The sequence below is a fragment of the Salinimonas chungwhensis DSM 16280 genome (genome assembly GCF_000378185.1).
GTDB classification, from domain to species: Bacteria; Pseudomonadota; Gammaproteobacteria; order Enterobacterales; family Alteromonadaceae; genus Alteromonas; species Alteromonas chungwhensis.
Window position 1 is genome coordinate 583,342 of sequence record NZ_KB899376.1, and the last position, 20,205, is coordinate 603,546.

Annotated in this window: 20 protein-coding genes; 12 read left to right on the forward strand and 8 right to left on the reverse strand. The window is 47.2% G+C overall.

From position 1 onward, the window contains the following. The first annotated feature begins 224 nt into the window (after positions 1–224). From ubiG to yfaE, 4 genes are all read left to right on the forward strand, one after another. Positions 225–926, forward strand: coding sequence for a bifunctional 2-polyprenyl-6-hydroxyphenol methylase/3-demethylubiquinol 3-O-methyltransferase UbiG (ubiG, locus tag F458_RS0102715; RefSeq protein WP_018981836.1), 702 nt, complete (start codon positions 225–227; stop codon positions 924–926). A gap of 448 nt (positions 927–1,374) precedes the next feature. Next, positions 1,375–3,696, forward strand: coding sequence for a class 1a ribonucleoside-diphosphate reductase subunit alpha (gene nrdA, locus F458_RS0102720; protein WP_018981837.1), 2,322 nt, complete (start codon positions 1,375–1,377; stop codon positions 3,694–3,696). A 54-nt stretch (positions 3,697–3,750) separates the two neighbouring features. Further along, complete coding sequence (nrdB, locus tag F458_RS0102725) at positions 3,751–4,881, forward strand: class Ia ribonucleoside-diphosphate reductase subunit beta (RefSeq protein ID WP_018981838.1); 1,131 nt, start codon at positions 3,751–3,753, stop codon at positions 4,879–4,881. Positions 4,882–4,892: 11 nt separating this feature from the next. Then, positions 4,893–5,165 (forward strand): class I ribonucleotide reductase maintenance protein YfaE, encoded by a 273-nt coding sequence (yfaE, locus tag F458_RS20365; protein ID WP_083928564.1) that lies wholly within the window; start codon positions 4,893–4,895, stop codon positions 5,163–5,165. A 19-nt stretch (positions 5,166–5,184) separates the two neighbouring features. Here the strand turns inward: yfaE and F458_RS0102730 are convergent, their stop codons facing one another. Genes F458_RS0102730 through dapA form a run of 4 tightly spaced genes read right to left on the reverse strand, consistent with a single transcriptional unit; the run spans position 5,185 to position 8,828 of the window. Continuing rightward, positions 5,185–6,030: a DMT family transporter gene (locus tag F458_RS0102730; protein WP_018981839.1), complete on the reverse strand. Its 846-nt coding sequence runs from the start codon at positions 6,028–6,030 to the stop codon at positions 5,185–5,187. A gap of 60 nt (positions 6,031–6,090) precedes the next feature. Next, complete coding sequence (gene purC / locus F458_RS0102735) at positions 6,091–6,804, reverse strand: phosphoribosylaminoimidazolesuccinocarboxamide synthase (RefSeq protein ID WP_018981840.1); 714 nt, start codon at positions 6,802–6,804, stop codon at positions 6,091–6,093. Between the two features lie 14 nt (positions 6,805–6,818). Continuing rightward, positions 6,819–7,931, reverse strand: coding sequence for an outer membrane protein assembly factor BamC (gene bamC, locus F458_RS0102740; protein ID WP_018981841.1), 1,113 nt, complete (start codon positions 7,929–7,931; stop codon positions 6,819–6,821). Between the two features lie 12 nt (positions 7,932–7,943). Then, complete coding sequence (gene dapA / locus F458_RS0102745; RefSeq protein ID WP_018981842.1) at positions 7,944–8,828, reverse strand: 4-hydroxy-tetrahydrodipicolinate synthase; 885 nt, start codon at positions 8,826–8,828, stop codon at positions 7,944–7,946. Positions 8,829–8,987: 159 nt separating this feature from the next. Between dapA and F458_RS0102750 the strand changes: the two genes are divergently transcribed. Then, positions 8,988–9,548, forward strand: a complete 561-nt coding sequence (locus F458_RS0102750) for a glycine cleavage system protein R (protein WP_018981843.1) — start codon at positions 8,988–8,990, stop codon at positions 9,546–9,548. Next, positions 9,526–9,990 (forward strand): thioredoxin-dependent thiol peroxidase, encoded by a 465-nt coding sequence (gene bcp / locus F458_RS0102755; RefSeq protein ID WP_026294442.1) that lies wholly within the window; start codon positions 9,526–9,528, stop codon positions 9,988–9,990. The genes F458_RS0102750 and bcp overlap by 23 nt, the downstream gene beginning before the upstream one ends. A 198-nt stretch (positions 9,991–10,188) precedes the next feature. Here the strand turns inward: bcp and F458_RS0102765 are convergent, their stop codons facing one another. Next, positions 10,189–11,259, reverse strand: a complete 1,071-nt coding sequence (locus F458_RS0102765; protein ID WP_026294443.1) for an AI-2E family transporter — start codon at positions 11,257–11,259, stop codon at positions 10,189–10,191. 267 nt (positions 11,260–11,526) lie between these two features. On the opposite strand from F458_RS0102765, the gene bepA reads away from it, so the two are divergent. Continuing rightward, entirely contained in the window at positions 11,527–12,990 is a 1,464-nt protein-coding gene (gene bepA, locus F458_RS0102770) for a beta-barrel assembly-enhancing protease (protein ID WP_018981847.1), read from the forward strand. On the opposite strand, the gene F458_RS18925 is transcribed toward bepA, so the two are convergent. Beyond that, complete coding sequence (locus tag F458_RS18925; protein ID WP_018981848.1) at positions 12,985–13,506, reverse strand: TlpA family protein disulfide reductase; 522 nt, start codon at positions 13,504–13,506, stop codon at positions 12,985–12,987. The two genes, bepA and F458_RS18925, sit on opposite strands and share 6 nt — an antisense overlap. Before the next feature lie 92 nt (positions 13,507–13,598). Between F458_RS18925 and arsC the strand changes: the two genes are divergently transcribed. The 4 genes from arsC to F458_RS18930 are packed head-to-tail and all read left to right on the forward strand — an operon-like array spanning position 13,599 to position 16,876. After that, the gene (gene arsC / locus F458_RS0102780) at positions 13,599–13,955 is read left to right on the forward strand and encodes an arsenate reductase (glutaredoxin) (RefSeq protein WP_026294444.1); all 357 of its coding nucleotides are present in this window, start codon (positions 13,599–13,601) and stop codon (positions 13,953–13,955) included. Then, the gene (gene wrbA, locus F458_RS0102785) at positions 13,952–14,545 is read left to right on the forward strand and encodes an NAD(P)H:quinone oxidoreductase (protein ID WP_018981850.1); all 594 of its coding nucleotides are present in this window, start codon (positions 13,952–13,954) and stop codon (positions 14,543–14,545) included. The genes arsC and wrbA overlap by 4 nt, the downstream gene beginning before the upstream one ends. Next, complete coding sequence (locus tag F458_RS0102790) at positions 14,545–14,958, forward strand: DUF2069 domain-containing protein (RefSeq protein ID WP_026294445.1); 414 nt, start codon at positions 14,545–14,547, stop codon at positions 14,956–14,958. The genes wrbA and F458_RS0102790 overlap by 1 nt, the downstream gene beginning before the upstream one ends. A gap of 4 nt (positions 14,959–14,962) precedes the next feature. Continuing rightward, complete coding sequence (locus F458_RS18930) at positions 14,963–16,876, forward strand: hypothetical protein (RefSeq protein WP_018981852.1); 1,914 nt, start codon at positions 14,963–14,965, stop codon at positions 16,874–16,876. Here the strand turns inward: F458_RS18930 and hda are convergent. Further along, entirely contained in the window at positions 16,873–17,610 is a 738-nt protein-coding gene (gene hda / locus F458_RS0102800; protein ID WP_018981853.1) for a DnaA regulatory inactivator Hda, read from the reverse strand. The two genes, F458_RS18930 and hda, sit on opposite strands and share 4 nt — an antisense overlap. 2 nt (positions 17,611–17,612) lie before the next feature. Continuing rightward, positions 17,613–18,971, reverse strand: a complete 1,359-nt coding sequence (locus F458_RS0102805) for a DUF2066 domain-containing protein (RefSeq protein ID WP_018981854.1) — start codon at positions 18,969–18,971, stop codon at positions 17,613–17,615. A 190-nt stretch (positions 18,972–19,161) separates the two neighbouring features. Between F458_RS0102805 and purM the strand changes: the two genes are divergently transcribed. Continuing rightward, positions 19,162–20,202, forward strand: coding sequence for a phosphoribosylformylglycinamidine cyclo-ligase (gene purM, locus F458_RS0102810; RefSeq protein ID WP_018981855.1), 1,041 nt, complete (start codon positions 19,162–19,164; stop codon positions 20,200–20,202). The last annotated feature ends 3 nt before the right edge of the window (positions 20,203–20,205 follow it).

Below are 20,205 nucleotides of genomic sequence, written 5' to 3' on the forward strand. Positions count from 1 at the left end.
AGCAGAAGGCTGAACGCGCACATTCTTATTATTGAGGCGATAGAACAATCCCTGAGTGTACCACCGCCCGGACAAATAATGTAGCGGTTAATCATCCCAAAACTCAAGCAGGATGTTAAGCGGTGATTTTTCGTCCATACACGCCAGCCAGTGGCACGAAACAATGCACATTAATGTGATTTTGCGCTATGTTATAGCCCCTCATTGCCGAGAAGGACTTACCGATGTCGAACGTGGATGAACAGGAAATTTCTAAATTTGGTGAGCTTGCCTCACGTTGGTGGGACACAGAAGGCGAATTTAAACCGCTGCATATGATTAATCCGCTACGGCTTGATTTTATTGCCGGTCATGCGCATGGCCTGTTTGATAAACACGTGTTAGATATCGGTTGCGGTGGCGGCATTCTGGCAGAATCTATGGCCAGGATGGGCGCACAGGTTACCGGCATTGATATGGCGGAAGCCTCGCTGGAAGTGGCCAGACTGCATGGACTTGAGTCTGGCATTCACGTAGATTATCACTGTGTAACGGCTGAACACTATGCCACCGAGCATGCCGGCAAATTTGATGTTGTGACCTGTATGGAAATGCTTGAACATGTCCCGGACCCAGCTTCAATTGTTCAGGCATGTGCAAACCTGGTCAAGCCAGACGGGCATGTGTTTTTTTCTACGCTGAACAGAAATCCCAAATCGTATTTAATGGGCATTGTAGGTGCAGAGTATATTTTGAATCTGGTACCAAAAGGTACGCATCAGTACAGTCGCTTTATCCGCCCTTCTGAGCTGATGTCAATGACCGATCAGGCAGGGTTGACAACCTCCCACGCCACCGGATTACATATGAACCCGCTGACCCAGCGATTTTACCTGTCAAATAAGAACATAGATGTCAATTATATGATTCATACCACCTTAGGATAAAACACAAGATATTGTGCTTTGTGTTTTTGAAAGGCACTATATGTCCACAAATTATAAACTAAAACAAAAAAAGAATAATAAATTTGCTTAACAGTTTTTTCGATGAAAACAGCTTGCATTCTGGATAAATGACGCTTGTGTCATCTTGCTAGGTTAGTTATCACTAACATCTAAATGTTAGTGTTTTGATCGCTGGTTTAAGCACCAGATATTGGGTTGCAATAGACCTTAAACCTCACTATCTTGTGCTTAATCTCAATCCTGGCTCTGCCAAGTCTCGTCCGGGATCATCTGTCCCGATAACCGACAATGTTTGCAGAGACTAAGGATGTGAATGTGCTCTTAAGGTGGCAATACCTTTAAAGCATCTGCGTGAACAATTAAAAACTCAAACTCACGGGCTTTGCCCACGCACAAAGTGCTAACAGACAACAAACGGCCAGTACTAATGAATAACGATTTACTTGTCACCAAACGCCACGGTGAAAAAGAGCCCATTGACTTGGAAAAGATTCACAAAGTTATCACCTGGGCAGCTGAAGGATTAAACAATGTTTCTGTCTCTCAGGTTGAGATCAAGGCGCACATCCAATTTTATAATGGTATTAAGACCAGTGAAATTCATGAGACGCTGATTAAATCGGCAGCCGATTTAATTTCTACTGAAGCGCCGGATTATCAGTATCTTGCGGCAAGACTCGCAATTTTCCATCTGCGTAAGAAGGCATATGGACAATTTGAGCCGCCAGCCTTGTATGATCACGTTGCAAAAATGGTGGATGCAGGCAAGTACGATACGCATTTGCTTGAAGATTACACCCCTGAAGAATTCGCTGAGATGGATAGCTTTATTGATCATTGGCGGGACATGAACTTCAGTTACGCCGCGGTTAAACAGCTGGAAGGTAAATATCTGGTTCAAAATCGCGTTAATGGTGATATCTACGAAAGCGCTCAGTTTCTTTATATACTGGTCGCAGCTTGTCTTTTCGCTGATTACCCAAAAGCTACCAGGCTGGACTATGTTCGCCGTTTTTATAATGCGACATCAACCTTCAAACTTTCACTGCCTACTCCTATTATGTCTGGTGTGCGCACCCCTACCCGTCAGTTTAGCTCCTGTGTATTGATAGAAACCGGCGATAGCCTGGATTCAATCAATGCCACTGCATCTGCTATCGTCAAGTATGTCAGTCAGCGTGCCGGGATTGGCGTTAATGCCGGGCGCATCCGTGCTTTGGGTAGCCCAATTCGTGGCGGCGAAGCTTTCCACACCGGGTGTATTCCTTTCTATAAATATTTCCAGACTGCTGTAAAAAGCTGTTCGCAAGGCGGCGTTCGCGGTGGCGCAGCGACCCTGTTCTACCCGTTGTGGCATATGGAAGTAGAATCATTACTGGTACTTAAGAACAATCGTGGTGTGGAAGAAAACCGGGTCAGACACCTTGATTATGGGGTACAGTTTAATAAGTTAATGTATCAGCGCATGATGAAAGATGGTTATATCACGCTGTTCAGCCCTTCTGATGTCCCTGGCCTTTATGATGCGTTTTTTGCTGACCAGGATAAGTTCGAAGCGCTTTACGTTAAATATGAAAACGATGAATCAATTCGTAAAAAACAAATAAAAGCCATGGAACTTTTCAGCCTGTTCATGCAGGAACGTGCTTCCACTGGCCGCATTTATTTGCAGAATGTTGACCACTGTAATACCCACAGCCCGTTTGATCCCAAAGTGGCCCCGGTTCGCCAGAGTAATCTGTGTCTGGAAATTGCCCTTCCAACCAAACCCTTGCAGCATGTTAATGATGAAAATGGTGAGATTGCTCTTTGTACTCTGTCTGCATTTAACCTGGGCGCTATCGAGTCTGTGGACGAATTTGGTGAGCTTGCCGATTTAGCGGTGCGCGCACTGGATAGCCTGCTCGATTATCAGGATTATCCTGTTCCGGCAGCTTACAACGCCACCATGAACCGCCGAACACTGGGTGTGGGGGTAATTAACTTTGCCTACTTCCTGGCCAAAAATGGTGTTAAGTATTCAGATCACAGTGCCAATGGTTTGGTTCATCGCACCTTTGAAGCCATGCAGTATCATCTGCTTAGAGCGTCAAATACCCTGGCAAAAGAAAAAGGCGCATGTCCGAAGTTTAACGAAACCACCTATGCTCAGGGCATTATGCCCATTGATTCATACAAAAAGGATCTTGATGCGGTCTGTAACGAACCCATGCACATGGACTGGGATTCGCTTCGTGAAGATATTAAAACCCACGGTTTGCGTAACTCCACCCTTTCTGCGTTGATGCCGTCGGAAACCTCGTCACAAATTTCCAATGCTACCAATGGTATTGAGCCGCCACGGGGGCATATCAGCATTAAATCCAGTAAGGATGGAATACTGAAGCAGGTGGTGCCGGAGTACGAAACCCTTAAAGAAAAATATGAATTGTTGTGGGATATTCCGACCAACGATGGTTATCTGCAGCTGGTCGGTATCATGCAAAAGTTCATCGATCAGACTATCTCTGCCAATACCAACTATGATCCAGGTAAATACGAAAGTGGCAAGGTACCAATGAAGCTGTTGCTGAAAGATTTGCTTACTGCCTATAAGCTCGGAGTGAAGACGCTTTATTATCACAACACCCGTGATGGTGCGTCCGATGCCAGCTCTATAGATGCCAAAGCCCAACAGCAAAAGCCTCAGGCCCAGGAAGCCGTAATGGCTGAAGACGATGATTGTGCAGGCGGCGCGTGCAAAATATAGCGCGCCTTTGCATTTTCCCAACGCTTTTAATACAGAATCAGGTAACCGGGACTTATGAAATACACCACTTTTAATCAGCAAAGCGTTAACACTCTTGCCGAACCAATGTTTTTCGGTATGCCAGTGAATGTGGCGCGTTACGATCAACAAAGACACTCTATCTTTGAAAAGCTCATCGAGAAACAAATCAGCTTTTTCTGGCGCCCTGAAGAAGTCGACGTTACTCGTGACCGTGTGGATTTTCAAAAGCTTACTGATCCAGAAAAACATATCTTTATTTCTAACCTGAAATATCAAACATTGCTGGACTCAGTGCAGGGCCGCAGCCCCAACATTGCGTTTCTGCCTATTATTTCTCTACCTGAACTGGAAACATGGGTCGAAACCTGGTCATTTTTCGAGACTATTCATTCCCGCTCCTATACCCATATTCTGCGTAATCTCTTCTCTGACCCCAGTGATATCTTTGATGATATTGTTGCCAATGAGGAAATTAAGCGCCGGGCATCGGATATATCTCGTTACTATGATGATCTGATATTTGCCACTCAGCTCTGGCAGACGCAGGGAGAAGGTACCCATACCGTTAACGGCGAAACACATGTTATTAGTCAGCGTGAGCTGAAAAAGAAACTGTATTTGTGTATGAACTCAGTTAACGCACTAGAAGCTATACGGTTTTATGTGTCGTTTGCCTGCACCTTTGCATTTGCAGAACGCAAGCTGATGGAAGGCAATTCAAAGATAATTAGACTGATTGCACGCGATGAAAACCTGCACCTCACATCAACGCAGCACATTCTTAACCTCTGGGCCAAGGGTAAAGATGACCCGGAAATGGCTGAAATTGCTGAAGAATGTAAGGAAGAAGCACGGGAAATTTTCATGTGTGCGGTGGAGCAGGAAAAAGAATGGGCGGATTATCTGTTTAAAGATGGCTCAATGATCGGGCTTAATAAGCAAATCTTGTGTGAATATGTAGAGTATATCGCCAACCAACGTATGTCAGCGATTGGTCTGGACACGCCCTTCGATGTAAAAAGCAACCCCCTGCCCTGGATGAATAATTATCTTAACTCGGACAATGTTCAGGTAGCTCCGCAGGAGGCAGAAATCAGCTCATATCTGGTCGGACAAATTGACTCAAGTGTTAGCGAAGACGATTTTGCAGACTTTGAACTATAATTTGTTTGTACATGTCGGTACCTGATGAGACGTTCCACATCGACATCGTCGATGTGGGATCTGTCACAGCGTCTACAGATAAAACATTGCTTGAGTCCATTGAACGGCAAAATATAGACGTTCACTATCACTGCAGAGAAGGTTTTTGTGGTGCATGTCGGACTAAACTGCTATGTGGAAGTGTTACTTACACCACCGATCCGTTAGCCTTTATCGATGATGATGAAATTCTTCCGTGCTGCTGTATTCCCCGTTCACCGCTTAAGATCGATATTCCCCGATAATAAATTTGGCCCGCTGAGTTTATCGGGCGCGATAATGGATAACCAATCCTACCCCGCCTAATGTTGCGACTGCCGCAATGATCATCTTTAGTGTGATCGCCTCACTAAGCACTGCCCATCCCAGAAGCATTGCAATGACAGGCACACTAAGCTGCAATGTGGCAGCCATAGATGCACTAAGTTGCGGTAGTACTTTATACCAAACTGCATAGCCGGCTCCTGAGGCGAGCGCCCCGGAACTAACTGCATAAAGCACACCAGCAAAAGAGTCGAAATCCGTCATATCAAAGGGTAAGAGAAAAATCAGAAACGGCAAGGCCCGAACAAAGTTACCGGACGTCATTAACAATGGTTGTCTGGCGGATTTACCTTTTAGTGAATAAAGGCCCCAGGCAACGCCTGCTATAATCATTAAAAAAGCCGGTAACACCGCTGGCGCTTTCGCCCCGGGCAGTAACAGAATGAGTAAACCGCTTAATGCTAATACGAATCCCGCCCACTGCAGAAGTAAAAAACGCTCCCCGCGCAACAGGCCGTAAGTCAGCATAGTTAGCTGAACAGCCCCAAACAGCAGTAATGCACCTGTACCGGTATTCATGCCAATATAAGCAAAAGAAAAGCCCGCAGCATAAGTAAATAGTAATAAAGCACCACTCCAGCTACCCTGGAGACTGCCCGAACGGGAAAAAAACCTGGTGAGAAAAAACAGGAATACCGCACCGCTGGCTAAGCGTACTGAGGTGAAAGTTGCCGGTGAGATGGAGGTTGTTGTCAGTGCCATACGGCACAACAGTGAGTTAGCAGCAAAGGCCAGCATTGCAATGGTGGTAAATGCACTCACGCGGAAACTAGCAGAGATCACCACAGGTATTTGCTTCCACTAAAAAAGGGGAACTTTTGTTCCCCTGTAATTTATTACAACGAACTAAAGCTCAAGCCCTAATCGTTTTGCGACTTCAATGTAAGTTTCTACCACTGAGCCAAGCCCCTGACGAAAACGATCTTTATCCATTTTATTGCGGGTCGCCTTGTCCCATAAGCGACAACCGTCAGGCGTAAACTCATCACCCAATACAATTCGGCCCTGGCTATCGACGCCGAATTCAAGTTTGTAATCCACCAGCATCATGCCACCTTCATCAAACAACCCGCTTAATACTTCATTGACCTTGAAGGTCAGCGCCTTCATTTGCTCAACCTGCCCTTCTGTTGCCCAGCCAAATGACATGATATGGTAATCATTGATCATTGGGTCATGCAAGGCATCATTTTTAAGAAAAAACTCAAACACCGGTGGATTGAGAACAGTCCCTTCTTCCACACCCAGTCGCTTGACCAATGAACCTGCTGCTACGTTTCGCACTACACATTCAACCGGTATCATATCAAGCTTTTTAACCAGCGAATCATTGTCAGAGAGTAAGGATTCAACCTGCGTGTCAATGCCCGCTTCCTCAAGCTTACTCATTATAAAATGATTAAACTTATTGTTTACCTCACCCTTGCGATCGAGTTGCTCGATTTTCTCGCCATCAAAGGCCGATGTATCGTTTCTGAAATGAAGAATGAGCTTATCTGCATCATCAGTTAAAAATACGGTCTTAGCTTTACCACGATAAAGTTCTTCGCGCTTTTCCATCTTGTGTCTCAATCTTAAATGTCCAGATTATCTTGGGTCATAACCTCGGAGAACGGGTCAAATATATCAGTCACTTGCCTGGCATCAAAAGGCTGGCTTTCATTGTCCATAAAGGTCACCACCGTATCGTTACCTTTCGGTGCGATAAGCAGTCTGTAATCGGCTTCGTCCAGAAGATCATTATCACCGGCGAATAAGTTACTCCACCAGCCCTCATCATTACCATTAAATGTGACAAATAATAATCCGGTGGATTTGTCTAAATCTTTCACATCAAAGCCCAGTTTACGAAGAACCAGAAGCATGCGGGGCCACACAACGTCATACTTGCCTTTGACCAGAATCGCAGGCTCACCACTGTTATTGAAACCCATCTCAGTCTCTAACCCCTGACGAATTTCAGCTATGCGGCGGGTGTTGTCCAGCTGGATCTGATATTCGTAATGAGAGATCACTTCGTTAAGTATCTCAACTTCTTCACGATGACGGGCAAATTCACTAATATTTTCCACGGTGTTGCTACCGCGTTGCTCCTGAAACTCTACCAGCTCAGTTCGCAAAGACGCGGTACGACCGTGGGGCTTCACATCCAGCAGAAATTTAAAACGACGTTTTCTTTCTGCATCAATATCTGATGACCACGCGTACCAGGGGCTGTCTTCGTCTTCTACTTCCTCGGTCAATACAAACCAGTCTGTAACCAGCACATTTTCGGCGTCATTGAACTGGCTGATCCCCACTTCCTGTTTTTCAAGAAAGCTTTTTACAGCATCCCAGATAGCTTCACGAAGAGGTTGACGATCATCCACTTGGTCAAAGGTAACCACAGCGCCCTCTGTCCCTTCCTGAATATGTGAACCGGTTACCAGTGGATGTACCAACGCAGGTGAAATGATGCGTAAATCACGACCAACCAAACCTTTATTAGCATCATCGCTAAGCTCGGGCAGCTCATATTCACTGGAGAAATCGGGTGTTTCCAGACTTTCCGGTACTTTTAGTTTTTCTTTTTGTTCAGCTTTTAAATATTTATAACTACCCGTTGCAGTTGTTTTTTCCAGTTGGCTTGAACATCCGGTAAGAGACAGCACAACAAGACCACTTACCAAAGCCAGGGATCTATTCATTGATATTCCTTTTTAACCTTTTAACAGGGCGTGTTGTTTTAATAGTTGTTCGATATGTTTTTGGTTAGCAAGTTCCGGTAAAACCATCGGCAAACGTAAATTAGGACTCTCGATAAGTCCCATTTTATATAATGCCCATTTGGGAAGCACCGGGTTAGGCTCAACAAACAACGCCGTGTGAAGCTCATTAATAGGCTTATCGATTTCGCGACAACGCAGATGGTCACCGTCCAAAGCAGCCTGACACATGTCTGCGATGGCTTTAGGTACGATGTTGGCGGTAACAGAAATCACGCCGTGACCACCCTGACACAAAAACTCACAACTGGTGGCGTCATCACCACTTAGAAAAACAAAGTTTTCATCCGTCAATGCCTGCATTTGTTTCAGTCGGTCAATATCACCAGTGGCATCTTTAATCCCAACGATATTTTTATGCCGGGATAATTCTGCCACCGTCCCGGCCTGCATATCAGCAACCGTCCTGCCAGGCACATTGTACAACACAACCGGCACGTCGGTGGCATCGGCAATAGCTGTAAAGTGAGCTACCATGCCTGCTTGTTTGGGTTTATTGTAATACGGTACCACACTAAGAAAACCGTCTACGCCAACCTGGGCCATTTGCTCGCTCAGAAAGATGGCCTCTGCGGTTGAGTTAGCACCAGCGCCGGCCATTACAGGTATCTTTTTATCCACCATTTTAACGGTCTGGCGGACTACTTCGACGTGTTCGTCAAAAGGCAGCGTGGGCGATTCTCCGGTTGTACCGACCGCAACAATACCATGGGTACCCTGATCGATATGAAATTCGATTAGACGTTCCAGTGCCGGGTAGTCAACCTTGCCGTTATCATGCATCGGCGTAATTAGTGCAACATAACTGCCTTTAAACATAGTGTCTCCGCTTTTGGTGAGCGCACATGTTAAATATTCACCCTGCTAAAAACAAGCGCGGCAAAGGGTTTATTTAGACTATTTATCTGAGCAGTAGTACTGGTCAGATAAAAAACCTCTGTGCTAACATCATCCCATAGAAAATAATGCATACCATCTATGAAGCAGCAACTTATTGTCACCATTCTGGGTACCGACCGTAGCGGCATTTTAAGTGAGATTTCCTCGCTGGTAAGTGAGACCCGCTGTAATATTCTGGATAGCCGCCAGGCCATTTACGGGAAGGAGTTCTCCCTGACTATGATTCTGGAAGGCGATCATACCGCTATTACAAAAACAGAGTGTCTGCTCCCCCCTTTGTGTCAGCGCCTCGATTTGCTATCCATGATGAAACGCACCAGTCACCACGAAAAGCAGAATCTTGAGCATTTATTTGATGTTGAATTTACCGGAACTGACGCTGAAGGTCAGATAAAAAATGTTACTGGTTTTTTTGCCCAGAGACAGTTGTCAATCAGTGCTTTCAGGCAGCGTGTGAGCGTTGATGAAACCACTGGCCAGCAGATCATGCGTTGTAAATTTGTGGTCAATGCATCCACTGATGTCGATTTTGAACGCTTGCAATCTGATGTAATGGCCTTATTTGATTCTTTATCGTTAACAGGCAAAGTGGTTGATAAATCCAATAAGGAGTCATATGACAATGCTACAGGCTGGTGAAAAAGCCCCCCAATTTACATTGCAGGATCAAAATGGTGAGGCAGTTTCGCTGGCCTCCTTACAGGGTAAAAAAGTGCTCGTTTATTTTTACCCTAAAGCTATGACCCCAGGCTGCACAACACAGGCGCAATGCCTGCGAGATTCAAAATCATCACTGGATGAACATAATGTTGTTGTGCTGGGAATAAGCCCTGACCCGGTAAAACGCTTACCCAAATTTGTTGAAAAAGAAAATCTGAATTTTACGTTGCTCTCTGACGAAGACCATGAGGTTGCAACACAGTTTGGTGTTTGGGGGCCAAAAAAATTCATGGGTAAAGAGTATGATGGTATCCATCGGACCAGCTTTATGGTTGATGAAAACGGTACCATTGAACATGTGTTTGATAAGTTTAAAACCAAAGAGCATCACAATGTGGTGCTGGACTATCTGAATAAATAAAAAGTGTGGCGCTTCCAACCACTTGGAAGCGTCTTTTTTTGGCCCCTCAGAATTTAGCCGTGCTTTTCAATACTATCGAGTAACGGGCTGTGATGATGACGGATGGTCACACTGATATCCTCAATAATCTTAAGCAGCGCGCACATCGGTAGTCGCAATCAATATATATCCCGGCACCTGATGTTGCCGGCATTATATTTAGGCGGGATGCTGTTGGGCGGGTGGATTGCTGCTCCAGGCGGTTATCAGAGCCTTAACCAGCGTGGCGAGCGGGATGGCAAAAAAGACGCCCCAGAACCCCCACAGACCGCCAAAGAAAAGTACCGCAACAATAATGTACAACGGATGCAGGCTTACCGCTTCGGAAAACAGCAAGGGTACCAATAAGTTACCATCCAGAGCCTGAATAATACTGTATGCAATCATCAGATACCAAAACTCCGGCGTTATCCCCCACTGAAACATCGCCACTACCCCCACCGGAATGGTAACCACGGCAGCGCCGATATAGGGTATTAGTACCGACAGACCCACCAGCACGCCCAGTAGAATGGCATAACGCAGATCCATCACCACAAATGTGATACATGACACGGCACCGACTATAACAATCTCAATAACTTTGCCACGAATGTAGTTTGCTATCTGGGTGTTCATTTCCTGCCCGACCTGCGTAATCAGACGTCGTTCTTTGGGCAGCACCGATGAAATACTATTGATAAAAAACATCTTATCTTTGAGCATGAAAAAAACCATTAAAGGTACTAAGACGAGATAAACCAACAATGCTGCAACGTCACCCAGGGAACTGACCGAAGCTGAAATAAGCTGCTCGCCGACTTCCACTAACTTATCGTTGAGCCCTTCCATCATTTGATGAATCTGGTAAACCTGAACGTAATCAGGGTACTTTTCCGGTAAGGTTAACACCCAATCCTGTGCTTTTTGCCAGATAAGGGGAGTTTCCTGGATCAAATTAATACTTTGCCGGGATATTACCGGCATCAGACCAATGAGCAACAGTACACTGACCATCAAAAAACCTAATAAAACAAACACGCTGGATATGGTGCGACTCAAGCCAATACGGACCATCCTGCTGACTGGCCAGTCGAGCAAATAGGCGATAACCGCTGCCACCAGCACCGGCATGATTAGCCCGCCCCACAACAGCAGTGCCGCGGTGGTCAGGATAATGAGAATGAGCAGCATAGCTGCGTCAGGATCGGAGAACTTACGGCGGTACCAACGTCCGAAGACGCTAATCAAACTCATGTAACAATCTCACGTATAATCGGTTAAAGCAGGCATCATAGGTGAAGGCTCAAACGAGAGCAACTGCCAAATTCCGGGGCGGCGATAAATTCAGGACAAGCAACGGTTTGCCACGATTTAATACCTTTGTGTTACCGGTTATAGTAGTAAATCGTAAACCGGTACGGCAAAATACCGAAAAGTCCAAGAAAAATGAAACTCTATCCAGACCGATCGGCTCTAAGACATTAATCACTGGTCGGTACTCTATGTAAGGGCGTAATGAGAGCATTAGTGAAAAATATCATCCGGACAGGCCTGCTATTTGGGGCCCTGAGTCTGTCTGCAGTGGCACAGGATATCAGCTACAAGAATAAAAATGCGTTGCCGGAAATTGGCGTAGTAGCCTCCAATGCGCTCTCTCTGGACAAAGAAGAAATTCTGGGCGATGTAATGATGCGCCAGATCCGCGGCCAGGCTCCCCTCGTCATGGACCCGGTTCTGGATGAGTATCTTCAGGACCTTGGTAATCGTCTGGTTATTCATGCAGACAGTGCGAAGTTCCCGTTCCGCTTTTTCTGGGTTAATAACAGTGCTATTAATGCCTTTGCCTTTTTTGGTGGGCATATTGGTGTACATACTGGCCTTATCCATAATGCAAAGTCAGAAAGCGAACTCGCTTCTGTGCTTGCCCACGAAGTCGCCCACGTCACACAGCGGCATCTGGCCAGAAAAATGCAGGCGCAGCAACGCTCTGCACCACTTGCGCTGGCTTCAATGGTAGGCGGGTTGCTTCTGGCATTAGCCAGCCCGGAAGCCGGAATGGCCGCACTGGCCAGTTCGCAGGCAGCCTCTGCGCAAATGCAGATTGACTATACCCGCTCTAACGAGGAAGAGGCCGACCGCATCGGCATCACAATGCTTGCCAGAGCTGGCTTTGATCCTAACGGTGCCGCCGGTTTTTTCTCCACGTTAAATGAACAATATCGGCTTGTTTCTATGCCACCGGCACGATTGCTTTCCCACCCTCTTACCGAATCGCGTATTGCCGATGCCAGAGCTCGGGCTGCAAATTATGAACAGGTCCGAATACCTAAACGGCTCGCATTTCACCTGGCTCGGGCGCGTGTGATGGCTCGCTACACGCTGGACGAAAAATTCAGTCTGGAATATTTTGAGGCGGCGGTTGAGAAGAACGATTATCCTATGGCTGAAGCCGGACGGTACGGCCTGGCACTGGCGTATTTGCGTAATAATAAGCCACAAAAGGCACGGCCCATTATTGAGTCATTGCTCGCTGAGCATGGGGAGAACCTGTTTTACCTGGATGCGGCCACAGATATTTCATTAGCTGAGGAAAAATTCGATGAGGCAATCGAACGCCTCCAGCCTCATCTGGAACGCACTCCCCGTAATCAGGTGTTAGCACTCAATCAGGCAAACGCGCTGATTGAAGCTGGTCAGTACAAGCGTGCTATTTTAATTCTTAAAGATTTCATTCTGGTTAATGAAGACTATGAAGTTGCCTATCAGCTTCTGACTGAAGCCTACAAGCGCGCGCAGGACCGCAAAGACATGCATCAGAGTAAAGCGGAAGTTTTTGCACTAAACGGGGCTTATCAGCGGGCCATTGATGAATTGCAATTTGCCTATAACTACACCGGCGAAAGCCATCTTGAGAAACAGAAAATTCGGGCCAGAATAAGACAACTGCGTGAAGATGAAGAACGTATAAAACGGCTATGATTGTAGATCGCTGAGAATCTCATTCAGTTCTTGTTCGGTAATTTCGCCCATAATAGTTTTGGCAAGGGTACCTTGCGGGCCGATAATGTAGGTAGCTGGCAAGGCTGGTGGTGTTTTTACAGGTAGCAGTGATACGCTATCTGAGATAATCATTTCAGGCTTAATATTATATTTTTCTTTGAGTGCATTAGCCTGGTTTACACCGGTACGGTCGTAGTTGATAACAAACAGCCGGGTATTATCAGGCAGTGACTGTGAAAATTGATTCAGCTCAGGCATTTCGCGCAGGCAAGGTGCACACCAGGGCGCAAAATAGTTAAGCACAATCCACTGGCCTTTTAAATCATGCCAGTTATATTGCGTACCGGCGGTAGTAGTGAAGTCTGGCGCATCACCTTGCTGATCCTGGCCGATCAATACTCCACCCACCAGAGCCAATAAACCTGCTGTAAAGAACAGTAGGTTTTTATACCTGGTTATCGGCTTGATGTTTTTCTTGTCGCCCTGCATAGTCATATACTTAATCTCAACACTTTGTTTAATAAATGCCAGGCCACAGTTTAAACCTGGTGCCAGGCTAGCAAACTGACAACTATATGGACCCGCTAATGCCCATTATTCGGATATTGCACAATCCGCGGTGCTCAAAAAGCCGCCAGACACTACAGCTTCTTCGTGATAACGGCATTGAACCGCAGATTATCGAGTATCTTAAAACGCCGCTAAGCGCGTCTGAATTGTCTGATGTGTTTAAAAAACTACCCATTGATAATATAGAACAGATGATGCGCCCGAAAGAAGCAGAATTTCGGTCAGCCGGTTTGACAAAAGGCCAGGTTACCGTAGAGCAAGGGCTTAGTGCGATGGCTGAGTATCCTAAACTTATGGAGCGCCCGATGGTCATTACCGATAACGATGCCAGGCTCGGACGACCTCCAGAATCGGTTTTGGAATTATTATCATGACTGAAATCCTGGTACTTTACTACAGCCGTCACGGAAGCACAGAAGCACTGGCTCGTCATATTGCCAAGGGTATCGAAAAAGGGCATTGTCAGGCTCGAATTCGCACTGTGCCACCCTTACGGGATTACCAGTCTGCCGAGATTCAGCATGTGCCTGAGGATGGGCCGCCGTTTGTTGCAAAAAAAGATCTTCATGAGTGCGCAGCACTGGCACTAGGCAGCCCCACTCGCTTTGGTAACATGGCAGCGCCTTTAAAACATTTTTTAGACAGCACCAGTGATGAATGGCTCAAAGGCCAGCTGATTGATAAGCCCTTTTCAGTTTTCACCTCTAGTGCCAGCATGCACGGGGGTCAGGAAACTACCCTGCTGACTATGGCAATTCCGCTACTTCATCAGGGTATGATTTACTGCGGACTGCCATACAGCGAGTCGGCTCTGCATGACACCACCACCGGCGGCACCCCTTATGGCGCCAGTCACGTCAGCGGTCATCAGTCCAGCGGGTTGAGCGACCATGAGAAAACCCTGGCGATTGCTCAGGGACTCCGACTGGCCAGGATTACGCTAAAACTGGAAGACAACCAATGATGAAACCCGAAACGTTGCGCTATCGGCGGCTGGCGCTGGTCAGTTATCTGCTGTTGTTGCTATGGGTTGCGCTGTGGCACTCCACACTTCGCGAGCCCCAGCCTTACTCTCTCCTGTTCATTTTCCTGCTTTATATTGTGCCCTTACTGTTGCCTATGCGAGGAATATTTAAAGCAAAGCCGTATACCCACGCCTGGGCAAATTTCATTACTTTGTTCTACATCATTCATGGGATAACGGTTGCCTACGCCGTTCCTCATGAGCGCTGGTTTGCCATCACTGAACTTGTGCTCAGCACATCAATGTTTGTAGGCTGCAGCCTGTTTGCCCGACATCGCGGCAAAGAGTTAGGGTTATCCCTGCCTAAACTTAAACAGGTAATGGAACAAGAAAAATCACGATTTAAGCAATAAGGCTATGAGTATTCTTTTGCGAGCGCTATTAATTACTCCGGTTATCCTTTTAGGTGCCTGCGGCGGCCAGGACGAAAGCGGTTCTGCGCCCCCGCCTTCGACAGATAACGGCGCGACAGATCAATCAGCAATAGTCCTTGAGGTAGTGGGCGATACCCACGTCGCTGCCGGTGACAGCATAGGTTTGGTGGTTTTAGCCAGTGATCGCAGTAGGCTTCGTGACGTCAACTGGACATTTTCAGACAATATCAAACCACTGGCGCCTCATACTCAGGCAGTAGGTTTTGATGCGCACGCACCAGGCACCATTTCTTATCGTGTTACAGCCACTACCAGCAATGGTGAGACACTTTCTGCCAGCGGCACGTTAGAGATTGCAAATACCGCTGCATCAGCAGTTAACGCGCGACTAACCCACCAGGCAGTAGAGCTGGGTAATGTGTCTCTACGCACTGACCTTGATCAAGGGCTTAAGCCACAGAAAATTGAATGGCAGCAAACTCAGGGTCCAGACGTTGAATTAACCACCCGTAGAGGCGCTACGCTTTCCAGTGATGTTTTTTTTCAGGCGCCGTCAGTGGAGAATGACACGCTGTTGGCGTTTACTGTCCATGTTACGTTAGAAGATACCACCACGCTTACCGACAACGTATGGGTGGTGGTAAACGACACCGCTATTGCTGATGATGGTTATTTTCCTTCAAGCGGCATCTATCCAACTACGCAGATGCGAGCATACCGACCACAAAGCCCATGGTCGGACGCTTTGCAGGCGTGCATATATACCCCGACGCTAAGCCAGTCCTGTTTGTTCAACAGGCTACCCTTGCTGGGTCAGCAAACCACTGCCCCGACCATCGCGGATGTCATGGACAGAACGTTAGTCTCTCACGAGTGGATGGGTGATGCATTTAAAGCATTTTTGACACATTCAGAAGCAGGTCCGGACATGTTGAAGTTATTACGGGCCACCACCGCAATAGTCATAAGCTATGATATAAGGCCTTCATTTTACTGGAGTGCTACCGGCGCTATTTATCTTGATGCTGATAACGTTTGGCTTACCCCGGAGCAACGCGATACCGTCAACACGCAGCCAGATTATCGCACTGAATTTGATGACGACCTGTCATATCAAACCAGTTGGCGCTACGTCAAAGCAGGCGACTATTATTACCCACAGCCCGGTCTGCCCCGTTCGGAGCGAAGATCTCGAACGCCTAAGCAGCGTGAAGCAGCACTGACCTGGCTACTTTACCATGAGCTGGCTCACGCAAATGATGTGTTCCCCTTGTCGGTGTGGTCAACACTTGCGCTGTCAGATTCACCCTTGCGGTACGCTAACACCCACAGCAAGATATCAGACACGCTGGCAGAACAGTATCCACTGAACTCTGAGATTTTACTGGGACTGGCCAGAGTAAGCTATGGTGGCGCACAAAGCACGCTGGTACAAAGAAATTATACCGCTGAGGATGTGGCTACTGAGTTTGAGCAGGACGATGCAGTATCAATGTACGCCTACTACACGCCCCGGGAAGATTTCGCGACCTTGTTTGAACGGTTTATGATGCAACATCGGTTAAACGTTGATGCAGATGTGGGTATTTTCAGCGGTCAGGCAGGAACAGCAGAAAATCTGCTGCTTACATGGGGGCAACGCAACCGCATCAATGAGCAAAACCTACAACCCAGAGCAGCATTTGTCGTAAGTAGCGTTCTGCCGAACATTAATGCAGGCCAGGCGCAGGCAGCTATGCCTTCGCCGTTGATGTTACCTGCCGGCGAAAACTGGTTTGACACACTTTCAATAGGAATAAATTCACCAAATGCTGCATTGAAACCGAAAAAAATGTTACGTGTAACCCGGTCGCCAGTCTTCGAACGCCATTTACCGTTGCCCGCGATCCACCATTAGCTGCGACTTAGTTCGCGTTTTATCAGGGCAACCGAGATTCGTCTTTGTTCCTGTAAAGAGCGAGTATCTAAACGCTCCAGCATTTGCATAAGGTTTGTGAGATTACGATCGTAGTGATGTAATAAAAAAGCAATTGCTGCATCGGAGAACTGCAGGCCTTTTTGACGCGATCTGAGAATCAACGCCTGCTTGCGCTGATTGTCGTTAAGCTGATGAACCGCAAAGCTGGTACCCCACTGTAACCTTGATTGCAAATCCGGTAAATTAAACGGGATGCGCCGCGGAGGCTGACGGGCACTGAACAACAAAACTGTCTGACGGTTTTCCGTAACCCGATTAATTAAATCAAACAACGCCTCTTCCCAGGCCGGCGCTTTGCTAATAGCGTGAATATTATCTAACGCAATAACATGCAGCGCCTCGAGTCCATCCAATATGCAAGGCTTAAAAGCTGCGTGCTGTTGAAGATTCAGATAGATATGCGAAACCTGCCGGGCACTAAGCATATGGGCTGTCGCATACAGCAAGTGACTCTTACCCTGCCCGGAGCCACCGAAAAGGTTTATCAGAGGCAGCGGCTGCGCAGCTAACGCAGTTAATGAGGGAATACGCTGCCAGTAAGGCGCCTGGTTGCCTATTTCTCTAAGCAGCGTGACTAACTGCCGGTTGTTCGCACTTACAAAACTGTCAAAGGTTTCATCAGCAGGAAGCGATACCGGCAACGACAACTGCATGATTATTCGTTCCAGTAAAAGTTATGTCCTTCCAGCGGCCTTCCAAATGCATCCCGAACGGGCTGCAGTTGAGAATCCATTGACAGTGCGTTGATAAAGTCTGACACCGTTCCGGCCAGTTTTATCTCAAACACTGCCACTGAACCGCTCTGTTTGGATAGCATTGCATGTTTCACTACGCTCATCTCAGTCAAAAAACGCTGGGCATGAACATACTTGTTAAGGCCATCAAGATTGGCTACAGAAATTGATACTGTCGTACCCTGTGTTTCATCCTGCGCATCAAATGAAATAGCGAATCGCTGACCGAGATATTCACCGTAAATTTCAATAAAAGCCGCAATGGCTGCTTTGGCGCTGGCAGCGCGCACGGTACCAAATTGCGAATCACTGCCTTCAAGCAGAACCCATTCCAAAGCAAAATCCCCCTCGCCGACCCGGGCTGGTAGCACAGGCGCTGACGCAGGTTTAGCTGCGTTCTGGCTAGTATTATCGCTCTCGCTCAATGCTGTAGCTGAACCCATTGTCTGACCGTCTGGCAGCAGCTCTCTGGCATCGCTGGAAACCGTAGCAGATGCAGAGGGCGCTGGTGTGGTGTCAACGTCATTAGAATAGGAGAATGCTAAGTTACTCTGGGATAAGGCTTGCTCGAGTTGTTCTTCAGTACTTAAGAACGTCGGTGTGCTGGCTTCAGCCTTTTCATGAAGTCTGGCACCAATAATAAAATCCGGGCGGTATCGCTCCGATGCCTGATTCAGCACCCGGCTAAAATGCCCCCACACATCGTACACCGATATATTGCTGTTATCGGTGAGATCCATCAGGGGCAAGGTAATCGGAATGCCCCGCTGGCGGGTGTCCTTATTAATTTGTGCTGCCAGCTCACCACGCTGCCCTTCCCGCAGGATCCATTTATCATCCCCTTCCTCGGTCGCCAGCCACAGCAAAGTATCAGGACGTCGCTGGCCCCACACTGGTAAAGAGGCATCCCGCAATAATTCTACCAACACCTGACGAGAGAATTCGCCTTCGTAAAATTGCTGACCATCTTCATAACTGAACTGATAAGCGCTCAGATAACGGGCCGGTGACTTTAATGCCTGCTTTACCGCCGGATGCGTTATTGTTTGTGCTGACCCGCTCATTTTTATCAGTACTTGCTCAAGGGCCTGTTTAAGGGCTTCGCGTCGCGATGAAACACTCTGATCAGAAACCGGTACTTTGGCTTTATTAGTGACTATCACGGTACTTGCCGTTACAGGTATAGAGAAAACACAACATAATGCGGTGGCAAGCAGTACACAGCGGATAGCTCTGCTTTGGCAGATACGGGCTGTTTCTTTAACTTTTCGGGTGAACATCAACAGATTCCGGCCTTGTTAGTTTGCATCTTGGGCAATAATTCTACTTGCGCTTATTGTGGTCTATTTAGCGGCGGTTTTCATCAATATTTTGACCACCGGACAGCGGGGCCTGTCCACAACGTTGGACTTAAAGTCACTTACTGGTAGAATTCGCATTTTTCCATCCTTCTGCATCAGGGCATTAACCGTGAGCGACAAAAAAACCTCCCTTAGTTACAAAGATGCCGGCGTAGATATCGATGCCGGTAACCAGTTAGTCGATCGGATCAAATCAGTCACTAAGCGGACGCACCGTCCTGAGGTGAAAGGCGGACTGGGCGGCTTTGGTGCGCTGTGTGAAATCCCGGCGAAATACAAGCGACCGCTACTGGTCTCTGGTACCGATGGCGTAGGCACTAAACTTCGTCTGGCCATGGATGCAAATCAACATACCGGCGTGGGTATTGATCTGGTAGCGATGTGTGTGAATGACTTGATTGTACAAGGCGCTGAGCCTTTGTTCTTTCTCGACTATTACGCCACGGGCAAACTGGATGTCGATACTGCTGCGTCAGTGGTAACCGGTATTGGCGAGGGCTGCGAACTCGCAGGATGTGCGCTTATCGGGGGCGAAACGGCTGAAATGCCCGGCATGTATCACGACGGCGACTATGACATAGCCGGTTTTTGTGTGGGTGTGGTTGAGGCCGATAAGGTTATTGACGGTACCCAGGTTGCTGCCGGCCAGAAACTTATTGCGCTGGGCTCATCAGGTCCCCACTCCAATGGCTACTCACTGGTTAGAAAAGTGATTGAGGTCAGCGGTGCTGATCTGGATACAATGCTGGGCGAACGTTCACTAAAAGAGCATTTGTTAAGCCCCACCCGAATTTATGTCAAACCGGTACTCGAACTGCTTGAAAAAGTTCAGGTAAAAGCGATTTCCCACATCACCGGCGGTGGCTTTTGGGAAAATATCCCCCGCGTATTACCAGCTTCTGCCAAAGTGGTTATTGAAGAGAAAAGCTGGCAGTGGCCTGAGATTTTCAACTGGTTACAGAGCAATGGCAACATCTCCGATCATGAAATGTACAGAACGTTTAACTGTGGGGTGGGACTGGTGCTGGTTGTGGAAGACCAGGATGTTGAAGCTACGCTTTCTCAATTAAATGAAGCTGGCGAAAATGCCTGGTTGTTAGGTCATATAGAAGATCGCAATGGCGATGAGAACCAGGTAGAGATCGTTTAGCCG